Here is a 16,470-nt window from a genome sequence, read left to right on the forward strand (position 1 = left end):
TTGTCCTTTAGCGCTGCGCCAATTGCAGCATGACCTTCTGGACATCCATCGAGCCCATGCCGAAATTCTCGGCCTTTAGCCGGTCCAGAATTTCCGCGGTTTTATCAACGCTGCGGGTAATCTGTTCGGGCGTATGGGCGCTGGTGATGAAGAACCGCAGGCGCGCCAGGCCTTCCGGCACCGCCGGATAGATAATCGGCAAGGCATTGATGCCCGCCTCGAACAATTCATTCGACAGCTGCACGGCGCGCACCGAATCGGCAACAATCACAGGCACCACCGAAAAACCTTCGCTAAGCCCGGTATCCAGACCCCGAAGCTTGGCCTGCTCCAAGAAAAGTTGGCTGTTGCGACGCAAGGCCTCTACCCGGTCCGGTTCTTCGTCCAGTACGGAAAGGCTGGCGATGGCAGAAGCCGCCAGCGCTGGCGCCAGGCCGACACTATAGACAAAACCACCGGCCTGCGCCTTCAACAGCGTGATCAGCGCCTCGCTGCCAGCAACATAGCCGCCGCAGCTACAGGTGGTTTTCGACAGCGTTCCCATCCAGATATCGACATCGGCGGGATCGAGATTGAAATGTTCGAAAATGCCGTGGCCACGCTGTCCAAGCACGCCCAGTGAATGGGCCTCGTCCATCATCAGCCAGAAATTATACTGTTTTTTCAACGCAAGAAGACCCGGCAGATCGGCAACGTCTCCATCCATGGAGAAAATACCCTCCGAGATCACCAGGATCCGTTCATGCAGCGGTGCAAGGCTCGCAAGAATACGGTCCAGATCCGCCATGTCATTGTGCTTGAAGAAGCGGCGATTGGCGCCCGACAGCTTGATGCCGGTCAGGGCGCTGTTGTGAATGAACTCGTCATGGATCACCAGGTCTTTCGGCCCCATCAGGCTGCCGATGGTCGTGACATTGGTGAGATAGCCGCTGACGAAACAGATGGCATCCTCGGTCTGGTAGTTCTTGGCAAAGGCCTTTTCCAGCTCGGCATGAATGGTGCGCTCACCGGCAACGACCCGGCTTGCGGACGCAGAGATACCGAACTGATCAATGGCCGTCATGGCAGCGTCGCGAATGCGCGGATCGCTGTTCAAGCCGAGATAGTCATAGGAGGCAAAATTGTCGTAAGCGCGCCCGTCAATATCGGCCGTGGCCCCGGAGGCGCTCTCATGCGCCCGGTAAAACGGATTGGGCATATTCAGCTGCTCGCTGACAAGCTTCTGCATCACCACCTGCTTATATTCAGGCAGTTCGGCAAAACCAGGCTGGCTGCGCGACACGCTCTGCTGGCTGCGAGTGGCCCGGCTCCGGTCCACATCCTTTTGTACGCCACGCATACGGGCCAGCAGATCCTGACGCTTGTTCTCATTCATCCGCAGAAAACCCTAGAATTTTAGTCAGTCGTCTATAACCTATGCCGAACAGAATGATGTTTATCAACACAAACATGAACAGCAGCGTAACGGACAGCAAAAACTGGGCCAGTTTTACTGGCCCTGCCCGCTGTGGCGGCGATGCAGATCGTCCATGATCTTACTGTCCTCAGGTGTCGCCTCGTCCTTGTCGCCCGTCCGCCCACGCAGGCTAACCTTTTCATAGAGGCGGCGCGTCAGATCCCCGACAGTGGCATTATCGGCAAGACTGCTGAGGGGAATGTCGAAGCCGGTATTCTGCTCGAAATTCATCCCAAGTTCGACGGCCATCAGACTGTCCAGTCCGATATCCTTCAGCACGCTGTTCAGCCCGATGCTTTCCTTGGGCACCCGCAGCGTATCGGCAATTTCACCGGCAAGCACCGTAAACAGCACGTCCTGGGCCGCAGCCGGCGCCTTGCCGTCAATCAGCGCCACCAGATCAATCTCGCCACCCTCACCGCTACCAACATGCTGGTTGCTGCGGCGCATAATCAGCGAAAACAGCGGTTCGTTGACCACGGCAAGCGAATGCGCGGCGGCCCAATCGAATTCGGAAATCATCGCCACGGCCGCATCGACGGAGCCAGTATCGGCGGCGATATAGCGCCCGACCGCCGACAGCGCATCGCGCGCATCCAGCGCCGTCTTGCCGATCCGGCGTCCAAGCCGTTCATTAACCTGCGCATTGCGGGCCAGATAACCGGCATCGCCGATTGCCCCGAAGCCGATGGCAAGACCAGCCAGCCCCTCGGCGCGGCGCGCCCGCGCCAAGCCTTCCAGGAAGCCGTTGGCGGCGACATAATTGCCTTGGCCGGGATTACCGACATAGGTGGTGATCGACGAAAACAGAATGAAATTGTCGATCCCGTCCTGCCGGGTCAACCGGTCAAGACATGCCGCACCCTTGGCCTTGACGTCGATCACCGGCTGGTTTCGCCCCCGCGTCAGATTGGAGACGAAGGCGTCGTCAAGCACCATCGCCGCATGAATAACGGTCTTCAACGGCGCAATGGCACGCAACTCAGTCAAAAGCGCCGACAAGGCCGCTTCGTTGGTCACGTCGCAGCCGCGAATATAGGCCGTCACGCCCTGCTTGGCCCAGCGGTCGACCAGGGCTTGCGTCTCGGCATCAACCAGTCCGCGCCGCGTCGACAAGGCGATATGGCGCGCGCCCTGCTCCACCAGCCAATCGGCAGCGGCAAGGCCGAAGCCGCCAATACCACCGACCACCAAATGCATGCCATCGGCATCGACCACCATCCGGCGCGCCGACTTAACCGCCACGCGGTCACGGCCCGCAACCGGCGGCAGCACGACGATCTTGCCGATATGGCCGGCATTCTGCATCAAACGGAAGGCGTCGCCGATCTCGTCGTGCTCAAAGGCGCGGAACGGCAGCGGCGTGAACACGCCCTGCTCGAACAGGCTACCGATTTCGGCCAGCATGCGGCGCGACAGATCGGGATGCAGCACCAGCAATTGGTCTGCATCGATGCCGAAATAGCTGACATTGCGACGGAAAGGCCGCAGGCCGATCTTGCTGTCAGCGTAATAATCCCGCTTGCCAAGCTCCAGGAAGCGCCCGAACGGCTTGACCAGCGACAGGGATTTTTCCATCGCCTCGCCAAACAGCGAGTTCAACACCAGATCGACACCTTCGCCGTCGGTCACGTCAAGCACATCGCCGACAAAACCGAGCGAGCGGCTGTCGAACACATGGTCCGCCCCCAGCGTTTCCAGGAAACGCCGCTTTTCCTCTGTGCCAGCCGTGGCAATGATCTTAGCGCCGAAATGCCGGGCAACCTGCAAGGCTGCAAGCCCAACGCCGCCAGCGGCCCCGTGAATAAGAATGGTTTCGCCCGGGCGCACCCGCCCAAGTTCGTGAATGGCATAATAAGCCGTCAGGAACACCACCGGAATGGTGGCCGCCGATACCGGGTCCACGCCATCCGGCAACTTGGCCACACCCGCGCGCTCAACCTTGACATGGGTGCCGAAAGCCGCAGCAGCGATCGCCATCACCTTGTCACCGAGGGCAAGATCGCTCACCTTGGCGCCCACAGCGACTACCTCACCGGCAAATTCCATGCCGATCGAGGCCCCGGCAAATCCGTCCTCAAGCGCTTCTTCCGGCAGCAGGCCCATGGCCCACATCACATCGCGGAAATTCAAGCCTGTCGCTGCGGTCTTCACCAGCACTTCGGTCGGGCCGATGACTGGGACCGGGCAGCTTTCCCAGCGAATGCTGGCAACCTGCGACGGTACCTGCTGGCGAATAACCGCCGCCTCGAATGAATCAGTACGCTGTGCCGTCAGCGGGGCAGGACCAGGCACAGCGCGAATCTCGGCCATCCGCCCGGTTTCCGGCTCAACCAGCCATTCGCGGTTGTCGCCCTTGGCGACCAGCAGGCGCATGCCCCAGTCCAGCATGATTTCCAGCGTGTTGCTGGAGGGGCCGGTATCGACGACCTGCATGTCGAACAGATCGAACTCGTTGCGCAATACCCGGGCAAAGGCCCAAAGGCCTGCATTGACAGGCCCCGCATGGCTGGAGCGGGCCATATCCTTGCCGGCAAGGCCGGTGATGGGCTTGCCGGCAAGGCCGGTAACTGGCTTGCTGGCAATCCCGGTGACGGGCGCACCGCCGGGCAGAACCAGAGTGACGGGAAGCGCCCTCACAGCATCAGACGCTGACGCCGCAACGTCGCCAAGCGCCATGGCCAGCGCACTAAGAGCGCCGACCCGGTCCTGCAACAGCAGCGATCCATCCGCAGCCGCATCGGTATCCGGCATCAGCCAGACCATTCCGCCCACGGCTGGTCCAGCCTTGCCCAGTGCGGCGGCCAGCATCGACCGGTCCGTTTCAAAGCTGCCTGACAGACACAGCAAAGACACCTGGGAGCCGCCCAACGCTCTTGCCGCCGCCGAAAGCCGGGCAAGATCCGCGGTTTTTTCATGGACAATGATCACCGGCCCTCTGGCCACAACCTCGTCCACCGACCCATCGTCCTGACGCGTCGCATCATATGGCTCAGCCACGTCAGCCCGGCCCTGGGCTTCCGCCACGATAAGGCTACCGCCATCCACCTGCAATTGCCGGGCATGGACTGCGGCAAAACCGGCCTGTTGCAGGGATTTCATCCAGTCTTCGCTATCGCCAAATCGGCCGAGCGGAAATTCCTCCGAAACCGTCCTGTCGAACCAGCCATCCAGCAAACCGAAGGCGAAATCGTGCAATAGGCCGGGCGCTGGCTGCACGGCGACAAGGCGGCGCGCCGAGGCCAAGGCGCCATGGCTGAGCCGTGCCAGCATTTCGCCATCCAGCAAGCGGCAAAGATCGGCATGGGCGCTGGCAATCAGATCGACCGGCGCCTTCAGGAGCGAAAGCTGGTCCAGCCCCTTTGCGTCAACGACAGTGACGCGCGGATCGGCCTCGAAAGACAGTTCAAGGTTGCGGCGCAGGCCTGCCTCAGGCTCGTAAATCACCAGATTGCCGCCAGCCGCACGAACCAGATCGGCGAGCTTGCGGCTAAGGTGAAGCGAACTGGCGCCAAGCTCGACCACCAGCGGCGGCGCATCGGCATCCAGCGTCGAGAGACAGTCGACCGCCGCCTTCAACAACACCCTATGACTCTCGGTGGCGAGCGTCGAATGAACGGCGAAATGGTCCAGCGTCGCTTCGCTGATCACCGCATCCCAATCCAAACCCTCGTCCACAGCGCCTGCAGGCTGATTGAGCGACGCATTAACGGCTGTCAGCACGTCATTGATCATCACCAGTTCAACGGTGCGTTCGGGGAAATCCCGGTACAGTTCCCGGATCAACTCGAAAGCGGGCGGAAGATCGCTGCCGTCTTCAAGCGTCCAAATGCCATCCGCATACTGGGCAAAGCCACTATCGGTCAGACTGTGCAGGGCATTGGCCAGGAACCGTCGCAACCGCACATCGCCCGGCAGATCGACCAGCGACACGCGCCGGTCTTGACCGGCAAGACGCTCAGCAAGCGCATAGGAGGCGCTGAGCACGCAGGCATGGATCAGCACCGTGGCATTGTCCAGGTCGCGCTCCTGGCAGGCGAAAACATCGCCCAACGGTGCAACCAGGGCCGCACCCTGATCTTTCACCAGGGGTAGCGCGATGGCTTCATAATGATAGGCAAGTCCGTCAAGCGTCTTGTGCTGCTTCAGATAGGTGCGGCGGAACCGGCTATCGCTCAAGCTGGCGATCCGCTCGCCCGTCTCACCATAGAGATGGAAATTGGCTTTGATCGAACTATCGCTGATCCGCTCGATCTCGATCACCGCCCGATGGACGGGAACACCGAGAACCCGCGTGCGGACACGCCCGAAACGCACGGGAATATAGGGCGCTCCGCCCTGCTCGCCGCTGAAGCGACCAAACAGCGCCACCAGCCCGTGGAACATCGCATCAACCGACATCGGGTTGAGATTATAGCGCAGCAACGGGTGGCCCGGCGCGGCTGCCGGTTTCAGGAACACTTCGACAAGCCGCTCGCCATGGCAGATCGCCTTTTCCAGCAATTGGAAGCGCGGCCCATAATCCAGGCCGAAATTGCGCGCCGTCCGGTAGGCGGCAGATTTATCCAGTTCCGATGTCGGGCTGGACAGGTCGAAATCAACCGCATCGTCCAATTCGGAGGCGGTGAGTTTGCGAACCCGGGCAACAGCATTGACCGTCCAGTCGTCATCGCTCAGACGCTCACGTGAGCGGATCTGGAGATCACCGGTCGCAGCGGAAATCAGCGTGGAAAGCTCAACGATCCGGCTGTCGCTCAATTCCAGCGGTCGCATGATCTCGACATTGCTGATCTCAAGCTGATCGGAGCCGAAATGCGCCTGCGCCGCAGAAATGGCAATTTCCACAAAACCGCTGCCCGGCAAAATGGCGCGGCCATCGACCACATGTTCGGCCAGATCCGGAAATAGATGGGCGTCGAGATGGTTTTTCCAATGGCCGCCATTCAGATCGACCCGCCAGCCGCTTAACCGATACGCCGTCTGGCCGAACCGGCCATAGAGATCGACGCGGTCGCTGGTCGGCTCCGGTCGCAGATCGGCCCGCTCGAAAGGCACGCCCGGCAGGACGATATCGGCGCGGCGCGGACCGAAGACCTTGGTCTCATCCACCTTGGCGCCACTGGCGACAGCGCGCGCCAAAGCCCGCGCCACCGGATCAACCGTCTCATCGAGAGCCTCACGGCTGAGGCTGGCACTGACGGCAACCGTCGAAGACACATGTTGCGCCGTTTCCGACACATAGCCGCCAAGGATCGCGCGCGGAGAAATTTCAACGAACACGCTGCAACCAAGCGCAATGGCCGCTTCCGTTGCCCCTTGGAACTGCACTGGCTGGCGGACATTCTTCCACCAGTAATCCGAGGTCAGTGCAGTCCCCTCCAGTTGCTCACCCGTCACCGTGGAGATGAATGGAAGGGTGGTCTGGCGCGGGGTAATCAGCGGCGGATCGGCGGAAAAAGCAGCCTGCGCCTTATCGATCAGCGGATGATGGAAGGGATAATCGATGTCCAGCACCTGGGCTGGCACCCGCTGCTTGCGGGCATGTTCCCTCAGTGCCCGGACCGCGTCTTCACGACCCGAAACGGTTACAGAATTGGGCGCATTGATCGCGGCAATCGTCAGGTCATCAAAGCCAAGCTCGGCCAGCATGGCGCGCGCATCGGCCTCGCCAAGCTTCAGGGCCGCCATCGTGCCTTCACCGGCCAACACCGCCTGATGCTGCGACCGTTTGGCGATCACACAGACGGCATCCTTCAGCGACAGCGCACCCGACACATAGGCGGCGGCAACTTCACCGACCGAATGACCGTAAACAGCATCAGGCACCAGACCAGCAAGCTGCAATGCATCCGACAGCGAGGCCTGGATGGCAAACAGCATGGGCTGGGCAAGCCTGGTATCTTTCAATCGGGCTTCCAGATCCGGATCGGTCAGTGCCGCAACGAGATCAAGAGCCGAATGCGCCGTAAACAGCGCGGCGATCCGCTCATAGCTCTCGCGGAATCGGGCATTTGCCCGATAGGCATCGAGGCCCATGCCCGCCCATTGAGCGCCATTGCCAGAAAACACAAACGCGAGCTTACCGTTGCGCGACGAGGCTTCACCGATTTCGCCGCCGGTCTTGGCCGTGGCAAGCCGTTCCTGCACCGCCTTGACGATGGCATCCGCGCTGCCACTGGCAACGAAGCGGTGCCGGAGCGGCGCACGGTTTGAAGCGGCAGCCGAGATCAGGTCTTCCAGATCACCATCGCTGTCAGCCGCTGCAAAAGCCTTGTCATAGCTGTCCAGCAAAGCTTTCAGGCTGTCCTGAGAATGGGCGCTGGCCATGAACAGGCGACCGACACCGGCTGGATTCGCCACGCCTGTGGCCAAACCAGACACCAAATCAGGTATCTGGGGATCGGCAATCACCACATGGGCATTGGCGCCGCCAAAGCCAAAGGAGTTGATCCCGGCAAGGCGCGGCAAGCCATCTCGCTCCAGTGCAACGGCCTGCGAGGCAACACGGACATTCAGTCCATCGAAATCAATCGTGTCATTTGGCTCGTTGAAATGCAGCGAGGCGGGCAGCAGATCGTGCTGCAAGGCCATCATCGCCTTCACCACGCCAAGCAGGCCGGATGCGGGTTCGGTGTGGCCGATATTGGTCTTGATCGAGCCGATCCAGACCGGCTCCTTGCGGCGCTGGCCGATGACCGTGCCAAGCGACCAGACTTCCGCGGGATCGCCGACCTTGGTGCCGGTGCCATGGCCTTCGATAAAGGCCAGCCGATCCGGGTCGAGACCATTGCCGTCATAGACGGCGCGCAGCAGAACGGCCTGCGCTTCGCGTGATGGCAGCGAAATGCCGTTGGTGCGCCCGGCCGCATTGGTGCCGCTGGCAACGATGGTCGCGTGACTGCGGTCGCCTTCGCGCCTTGCCTTGTCGCTGGAGCGCAGCACCAGCACGGCACCGCCTTCGGAGCGAACATACCCGATACCGTCATTGGCATAGGCCTTGCACAAACCGTCGATCGACAGCATTCGCGCCTGCGCGAAGCCGACGAAAGGCAGCGGATGAACCAGCACGTTGACACCAGCAACAATCGCTGTGTCCACTTCGCCCGAAGCAATGGCGCGCACCGCGTGATCGAGCGCGACCAGCGAGGACGAACAGGCCGTATCCACCGTCATGCTCGGACCATTCAGGCCGAAGACATGCGAGATACGGTTGGAGACCACCGAGAGCGTATTGCCGGTCATGAAATGCGGACCGGGACCAGCGGGATCTTCCGCCGCCAGATTGGCATGGTCAAAACTGGATGCGCCGACATAGACCGCGACATTCTGGCCGGACAGACTATTGGCGGGGATATTGGCATCTTCAAGCGCGCGCCAGGTCAGCTCCAGCAGGATGCGCTGCTGCGGGTCCATAAAGGCGGCTTCACGCCGTGACATGCCGAACAGGGCGGGATCGAACTGATAGATTCCATCCATCACACCGGCAGCGAACGTGTAATATTTTCCAGGCGTGCCGATTTCGGGATGCCAATAGCGCGCAATATCCCAACGATCCCCGGGCAAGGTCGAGACAGTGCATGCGCCGGAACGCAAAAGATCAAACAGTTCTTCGGGAGACGTGGCTCCCGGCGCGGCGCAGGCGCGCCCTATAATCTCTACTGTCATCTATTCTTACGGATCTCAACAGTTTAACGAGGTCTGATAGCCTTTCAGATGTCCTCAGATATAATTGTCCTTCACTTAGAGAACCGACATAGGGGCGTCAATCAGGATTCACATAGGCAGGCCTCCGCCTCATGAAAGAAAAACGCCGGAAACTTATGGCGTAGAACGATTTTTTTAACCTGATGAGAGTTGGCAGCCAGAGAGAAACCCGCCCCGCAAACCACTTCGATCCTGCCGGATATGAGAGCGAAAACTAACATGCCCGCTCCGAATTTCCTCTTAAAATGAGCAGGTTATCCAATACCGTTCGTGCCTTTGTCCTCATGGACGGTTCCGTCGTTTCTTGACAAAAAAGATGGCGGTTTTAGACCTTTGAAAGGAAGCCGCCAAATTGCAATGTCGGTATCAACACCCACCTGAACAAACATTCCCAACAGGAAGATACGATTCGTGACAGCGCAAACCCGGTCTGCGCTTGCAACTCTAATCGATTTAAGAGAGTTTTCGCGCATTCGGAGGAGTGCAGACATGCAGCAAGGATTTTTCAACAGGGAACGTCTGGCCGTTTCACTTCTGTTCCTGATGAACGGCTTCATCATCGGCTCCTGGGCGCCCAAAGTTCCTGAATTTGCCCGCAATCTCGACCTGAGCGAAGCACAGCTCGGTCTGATGATCCTCGTTCTGGGGCTTGGCTCTCTCGCCTGCATGCCGGTGGCCGGTGCCCAGATCGCCCGTTTCGGCTCGCGGCGGGTGACGCTGGCCTGCGCGCTGATTTTCCTACCGACCCTGCTGCTGCTGACACTTGCCCCCAACGTTCCCCTGGCGGCCATAGCGATTTTCCTATTTGGCGGCTTCATGGGCGCCATGGATGTGGCGATGAATGCCAATGCGGTCGAGACAGAAAGGCAGATGGGGCGCTCGATCATGTCGTCCTGCCATGCCTTCTGGAGCCTCGGCGGCCTGATTGGCGCCAGCATAGGCGGCCCCCTGCTGGCTATGGCCGGATCGACGGCGCATAGCCTTGTTGCAACTGTCCTTGCTGCCCTGATGCTATTTGTCGCCTGGCCGATCACCCTTCGCGACCCGCCCCATCCCGATGCCGAACACCACAAGGCCCGTCTGCCGATGACGCCCCTACCCTGGCTTCTCGGCCTCGTCGCGCTATTTTGCATGATCCCGGAGGGCGCGGTGCTTGATTGGGGCGCATTTTATCTGCGCAATGAACTGGGCGGCTCCATTGCCACCTCCAGCTATGCCTATGCCGGCTTCTCCTTGACCATGGCGATCATGCGCTTTGCCGGGGACATCGTCCGCGACAGGCTGGGGGCGGTGACAACCATGCGGCTTTGCGCGGTGATCGCCATGATAGGTACGGCCATTGCTGGCTTTGCAACCGATCCATGGACCGCCGTCATCGGCTTTGCCATCATGGGCATCGGCATTTCCAACCTGGTCCCCATCGCCTTTTCTGCCGCAGGCAACCTGCCGGGTATGGCGCCGGGCGTCGGCCTGTCGGTGGTCAGCGCCATGGGCTATTCGGGTATTCTGGTGGCGCCATCGTTGATTGGTTTTGTCGCCGAACATACGTCGCTGGCGCTGGTGTTTCGCGTGCTCCCAGTGCTGATCCTGGTTGCCCTGCTGCTCTCAAACCTTGCTCGGCATGCCGACCGGCCCAAAGTTTGATCGACATGCGCCGCTGTCACGATGTTGACAAGCGACCATGATTGATCCACCTGAAAGCGAATTATCCGCAAGATCGGGATGACAACCATGGCGCCAGCCGAAGACTTTGACCCGAAACCACGCCGCGCATCCGTGGCCGTCGATGTCGGCGGCGTCATTGTAGGCGGCGGCGCGCCTGTCGTCGTCCAGTCGATGACCAATACGGACACAGCCGATATCGACGGCACGGTGGCGCAGGTCGCAGCCCTGCATAAAGCCGGATCGGAAATAGTCCGCATCACCGTCGACCGCGACGAGAGTGCGGCCGCCGTGCCGAAAATCCGCGACCGTCTGGAGCGGCTTGGCCTTGATGTGCCGCTGGTCGGTGACTTCCATTATATCGGCCACAAGCTTCTGGCCGATCATCCTGATTGTGCCGAAGCGCTGGCCAAATACCGGATCAATCCGGGCAATGTCGGCTTCAAGGACAAGAAAGACAAGCAATTCGCCGATATCGTCGAAATGGCGATCCGCTATGACAAGCCGGTGCGCATCGGCGTCAATTGGGGCTCGCTCGACCAGGAACTGCTGACCCAGTTGATGGATGAGAACCAGGCCAAGGGCTTTCCGCTCTCGGCCCGTCAGGTGACCCGTGAAGCGATCTGCCAATCGGCGCTTCTGTCTGCCGAACTGGCCGAAGAGATCGGCCTTTCGCGCAACCGCATCATCCTGTCGGCCAAGGTCAGCCAGGTGCAGGATCTGATTGCCGTCTATTCCATGCTGGCCTCGCGCTCCGACCACGCATTGCATCTGGGCCTGACGGAAGCGGGCATGGGCTCGAAAGGCATCGTCGCCTCATCGGCGGCCATGGGCTATGTGCTGCAACAGGGCATCGGCGACACCATCCGCGTTTCGCTGACGCCAGAGCCGAACGGCGACCGGACCCGCGAAGTGCAGGTTGCACAGGAACTGTTGCAGGTCATGGGCTTTCGCCAGTTCATCCCCGTCGTTGCTGCCTGTCCGGGTTGTGGGCGCACCACATCTACGGTGTTCCAGGAACTGGCGCAGAAGATCCAGAGCGATATCCGCAAGAACATGCCGATCTGGCGGGAAAAATATCCTGGCGTCGAAGGCCTGAATGTCGCGGTCATGGGCTGCATCGTCAATGGCCCAGGGGAAAGCAAGCATGCCGATATCGGCATTTCCCTGCCCGGCACCGGCGAAAACCCTGCGGCACCGGTGTTTATCGACGGTGAGAAGGCATTGACATTGCGTGGTCCAAAAATCGCCGAGGATTTCGAGGTCCTGGTGATCGACTATATCGAAAAACGCTACGGTCAGCGGTCGGCGGCGGAGTAAGAAACCCATTCTGTCAGCAAGCAGTTCTGTAGCAGGTGGGATGTTTTCTTCATATTGCCGCAATTGCTATGTTCAGGATGAAATGAACCTACGGAGCCCTATCCCGATGCTGAAGAAATTCGTCCATCTTGCCCTGACTGCCACCTATCTGAGTGCCTGCACCACCACAGACCCCTATACGGGGGAACAGAAAATGTCGAACACCGCCGGTGGCGCGATGATCGGCGCGGGCCTCGGCGCGCTCGGCGGCCTGGCGGTCGGCGGCGGCGGTCATGGCAAGCGCAATGCCGCCCTGATCGGCGCTGGCATCGGTGCGCTGGCAGGCGGTGCCATCGGCAGCTATATGGACAATCAGGAATCCGAACTGCGCGCCCAGCTTCAGGGTACCGGCGTGTCCGTCACCCGTCAGGGCGACCGGATCATCCTCAACATGCCGTCCAACATCACCTTCCCGACCGATCAGGACCAGGTGTTGCCGCCGTTCTATCCAACGCTGAATTCAGTCGCCATTGTGCTGAAGAAGTTCAACCGCACCCTGGTCGATGTCAACGGCCATACCGACTCGACCGGCGGCTTGCAGCACAATCAGGATCTGTCGCAGCGCCGCGCCGAATCGGTGCTGAACTATCTCGGCTCACAGGGCGTCGATCCGCGCCGCATGTCGGCCATGGGCTTTGGCCCCAGCCAGCCGATTGCCACCAACGCCACGCCACAAGGCCGCGCTCAGAACCGTCGCGTCGAAGTGGCGATTTCGCCGCTCAAGGACAATTGAGGACGGCCAAGGCCACAGTCCATTCATTGACAAAGAAAGCCGCCGAAAGGCGGCTTTTTTGTTACAAGCGGGCCTGTTACAAGCTTGTTGTCAGCATTTTCACGCCCGCCGCGCCGAACAGAAGCGCAAGAACCCCGTCCACATAGCGCCGGCTGGCCCTGTAGACCTGCACGGCGCGGGTGGTGGAAAACACCAGGGCATAGCCGCAAAAGACTGTAAAACCGGTCGTCAAGCAGCCACCCACCACGAGCACCACGGACCCCAGTGAGGCATCCACTGGCACGCCCAGCGAAATAATCGCCAGCCAGCCGAAAATCGCTTTCGGATTGGTCAAGTGAATGAGATAGCCGCGCAGAAAGATTGACCGATAACGGGCCCGCTTGAACGCCTCAACCTGCTCCCCGGCGGGCTGTTGTTTTCGCAAGGCAGATACTGCAGCCTTGATGGCGAGATAGAAAAGATAAAGCCCGCCAGCGATTTTCAGCAGGATAAGGGCCTGGCCATAGTGATGCAGCAACGCGGCAAGGCCAAAGGATGCAGCCATTGCCCAGGTGAAAGAGCCTGCAAATATGCCAAGCGCAATCACCAGACCCGCCTTGCGCCCTTGCGATATGGCCGTCGAGATAATCGCCATATTCGCCGGGCCGGGGCTGATCACCGCCACCAGATAGACGAGATAGGCGGAGAAAAACTGCGCAAAATGATCGGCAATCATGTCAGGCGCTTTCGCGAGAGAATAACGGTCACTGAGCCCTAAAACACCAAACCGGAATGCGCACCCGAAAACCTGTCACAGTGGCAATTCAATTCCTGCGATTGGCGACAAAACGGGCGGCAGCCATCAACACAGCGGCGCGTTCGCCATAGGGAGCCAGCAAGCCGACCGCCTGATCGACCAGCCGGTCCAGCTCGGCTTCCGCCCAGGTCTGGCCCTTCAGGCCGACCAATGTCCCCTTGCCGCGCCCGGCATCCTTACCGGTCGCCTTGCCCATGGTCGCAGCATCAGCCGTCAAATCGAGGAGATCGTCGGCAAGCTGGAAGGCCCGGCCGATCAGCTCGCCAAACTGGCGTAGCCGCTGCCGGTCCTCCTGGGATGCCCCGGCAATCACTGGTCCAGCCTCGCAGGCAAAGCGCAACAGCGCGCCGGTTTTCATCGCCTGCAATGTCACGATACCAGACTCATCAGGAGCGTGTTTCTCAGCAGCCAGATCCAGCGCCTGACCGCCCGCCATACCGCCCAGCCCCGCAGCCCGCGCCAGCGCCAGAACCAGCGCGGTCTTGGCAGCGTCAGGTAGCGTGGTTTGTGGTGCGGCAATGATCTCAAAGGCAAAGGTCAGCAGACTGTCACCAGCCAGAATGGCCGTCGCCTCGTCAAAAGCGATATGCACAGTTGGCTGGCCACGACGCAGATCATCGTCATCCATGGCGGGCAAGTCGTCATGGACGAGAGAGTAGCAGTGCAGGCATTCGAGCGCAGCGCCAACCCGCAGGGCGGCATCGTCCTGGCCGCGAAACAGCCGGGCGCTTTCCACCACCAGAAATGGCCGCAGCCGCTTGCCGCCGTTCAGCACGGCATGGCGCATTGCCGCCAGCAATTGACCGGGTCTGGCGATTTCATCCAATTGGGATGCGGGCTGCAAAAGCTCGGTCAGCAGCGCCTGAACGCGCGCGGCTGTATCGCGGAGATGATCGTCAAACATCGCATGCCTCAGGTTTGCCGGCTGCTCTTTGCCATGCGCCCTCAGAAGGTGCAAGATACAATGACTATCTGTAATGTATCGGGGACTATCTGTGGGGTATCGGCCCGCCAAAGTGCCTTGGTCTGGCGCTTGGCCTTATTCACGGCTAAGAAAAAAAATGCGCAAATCAAGCAGGCGTCGGGGCAGGTGACAGGATTGACGACGGACAACGCACCTGATGCTATCGACCCTCTGGACGCGACCGTGCCCGGACAAGACGAGCACCTCGACCAGGAGGGCGAAAAAGGAGACCGGCGGCTGGTGCTGCATCGAATAGCCAAGGCACTGCTTGCTCTTGCCCTTTTGCCTTTCGCGCTGATGGCGCTCTATCTGCTGCCCTTCATTCACCCGCCTTCCACCTTGATGCTGGCCGATCTCGCCCTGTTTCGCGGCTATGATCGGCAATGGGTGCCGCTGGAGCGCATATCGCCAAACTTGATCCGCGCTGTGATGATGTCGGAAGATGGACAATTCTGTAGCCATAGCGGCGTCGACTGGGTGCAGATGCGCTCGGTGATCGACGATGCGCTGGACGGCGAGGAAACCCGTGGCGCCAGCACCATCACCATGCAGACAGTGAAAAACCTGTTTTTGTGGAACAGCCGGTCCTTTATCCGCAAGGGCATGGAAATTCCCCTGGCACTGACCGCCGACAAGGTCTGGTCGAAGCGCCGAACCATGGAGATTTACCTCAACATCGCCGAATGGGGGCCGGGCATTTACGGTGCCGAGGCCGCAGCACTCCACCATTTCAAAATCCCGGCCGCCCGACTTTCCGCCCGCCAGGCCGCCCTGCTGGCCGTTTCGCTGCCAAATCCTATCGACCGCAATGCCGGCAAGCCTGGCCCCGGTCTACGGCGGCTCGCCGCCATGGTGGAGCGCCGCGCCCGGGGCGCCGATCCATATATCAGCTGCATTGATAAGTGATGTCAAAACTTGGCATTGGCTTTGAGCCGTATGCGCCGGTTAGGATTGCGGACATTTCAGGAGACAAAACCGATGACGGACCTAACACTCTATATTGCTAATAAGAATTATTCCTCCTGGTCGTTCCGGCCCTGGATTGCTCTGACCGCAGCCGAGATCGACTTCAAAGAGGTGCTGATCCGCTTCGACTTTCCAGCCGGCAATCCGGGCATCAAGGCCATATCGCCGACCGGCCAGGTGCCAGTCCTTGTGCATGGGGATGTGAAGGTCTGGGAATCGCTGGCCATTATCGAATATGCTGCGGAGCTTTTCCCCAATGCCGGTATCTGGCCATCGGCGCAGTCGGACCGGGCTGTTGCTCGAGCAATTTCGCTCGAAATGCTGGCTGGCTTCCGGGCCTTGCGCAATGCCTGCCCGATGAATCTCCGCCGCCCGCCACAGGCACTTGCCTTCAGCCCTGAAGAAAAGGCGGCAGTGCAAGCCGATGTCTCCCGCATCGAAACCATCTGGCACGAGCAATTGGCTCGCTCCGGCGGTCCTTTCCTGTTTGGCGCCTTCAGCGCGGCGGATGCCATGTATGCACCTGTGGTCAACCGTTTTTCGGCCTATCAACTGACCGCCGATCCGGTTAGTCTTGCCTATATGGATCACATGCAGGCCCATTCCGCCTGGATCAAGTGGCGCGATGCTGCCCTGGCCGAACCCTGGATCGTGCCGGAGGACGAGGCCTGAACTGATTGCCCGATGCCCGCAAAGGCCGGGCAGAGGCGACGTTTTGCGACCGCACGATGTCAAAAAAATCCCGCCGGGGACTGGTCAAACCCCTGGGCGGCATGTATAAGGCCGCCAAATTCGAAGATCGGATGAGTGATTGTTCGGCTCCAAAAGGG

9 protein-coding genes are annotated in these 16,470 nt (G+C 60.2%); 5 read left to right on the forward strand and 4 right to left on the reverse strand.

Going from position 1 to position 16,470, the window contains the following annotated elements; genetic code table 11:
• Nucleotides 1–7 precede the first annotated feature (7 nt).
• Nucleotides 8–1,375, reverse strand: coding sequence for an aminotransferase class I/II-fold pyridoxal phosphate-dependent enzyme (locus FS819_RS15720; RefSeq protein WP_156548115.1), 1,368 nt, complete (start codon nt 1,373–1,375; stop codon nt 8–10).
• Between the two features lie 114 nt (nt 1,376–1,489).
• Nucleotides 1,490–9,121, reverse strand: coding sequence for an SDR family NAD(P)-dependent oxidoreductase (locus tag FS819_RS15725; protein WP_156548116.1), 7,632 nt, complete (start codon nt 9,119–9,121; stop codon nt 1,490–1,492).
• A 528-nt stretch (nt 9,122–9,649) separates the two neighbouring features.
• On the opposite strand from FS819_RS15725, the gene FS819_RS15730 reads away from it, so the two are divergent.
• From FS819_RS15730 to FS819_RS15740, 3 genes are all read left to right on the forward strand, one after another.
• A complete protein-coding gene (locus tag FS819_RS15730; RefSeq protein ID WP_156548117.1) occupies nt 9,650–10,804 on the forward strand; it encodes an MFS transporter in 1,155 nt (384 codons plus the stop codon).
• Between the two features lie 87 nt (nt 10,805–10,891).
• Nucleotides 10,892–12,142: a flavodoxin-dependent (E)-4-hydroxy-3-methylbut-2-enyl-diphosphate synthase gene (ispG, locus tag FS819_RS15735; protein ID WP_156548118.1), complete on the forward strand. Its 1,251-nt coding sequence runs from the start codon at nt 10,892–10,894 to the stop codon at nt 12,140–12,142.
• Between the two features lie 106 nt (nt 12,143–12,248).
• Nucleotides 12,249–12,914 (forward strand): YiaD family glycine zipper/OmpA-like lipoprotein, encoded by a 666-nt coding sequence (locus FS819_RS15740; RefSeq protein WP_156548119.1) that lies wholly within the window; start codon nt 12,249–12,251, stop codon nt 12,912–12,914.
• A 76-nt stretch (nt 12,915–12,990) separates the two neighbouring features.
• Here the strand turns inward: FS819_RS15740 and FS819_RS15745 are convergent, their stop codons facing one another.
• The gene (locus tag FS819_RS15745; protein WP_156548120.1) at nt 12,991–13,629 is read right to left on the reverse strand and encodes a LysE family translocator; all 639 of its coding nucleotides are present in this window, start codon (nt 13,627–13,629) and stop codon (nt 12,991–12,993) included.
• Between the two features lie 88 nt (nt 13,630–13,717).
• Entirely contained in the window at nt 13,718–14,614 is an 897-nt protein-coding gene (locus FS819_RS15750) for a polyprenyl synthetase family protein (protein WP_156548121.1), read from the reverse strand.
• Nucleotides 14,615–14,911: 297 nt separating this feature from the next.
• Between FS819_RS15750 and mtgA the strand changes: the two genes are divergently transcribed.
• Together mtgA and FS819_RS15760 are read left to right on the forward strand one after the other, a co-directional pair.
• Nucleotides 14,912–15,580: a monofunctional biosynthetic peptidoglycan transglycosylase gene (gene mtgA / locus FS819_RS15755; RefSeq protein ID WP_156541494.1), complete on the forward strand. Its 669-nt coding sequence runs from the start codon at nt 14,912–14,914 to the stop codon at nt 15,578–15,580.
• Nucleotides 15,581–15,652: 72 nt separating this feature from the next.
• Nucleotides 15,653–16,312: a glutathione S-transferase family protein gene (locus FS819_RS15760; protein WP_156548122.1), complete on the forward strand. Its 660-nt coding sequence runs from the start codon at nt 15,653–15,655 to the stop codon at nt 16,310–16,312.
• Nucleotides 16,313–16,470: the final 158 nt, after the last annotated feature.

Origin of the sequence: Allorhizobium sp. Av2, from assembly GCF_021462805.2 — a bacterium.
Lineage (GTDB): Bacteria > Pseudomonadota > Alphaproteobacteria > Rhizobiales > Rhizobiaceae > Allorhizobium > Allorhizobium vitis_G.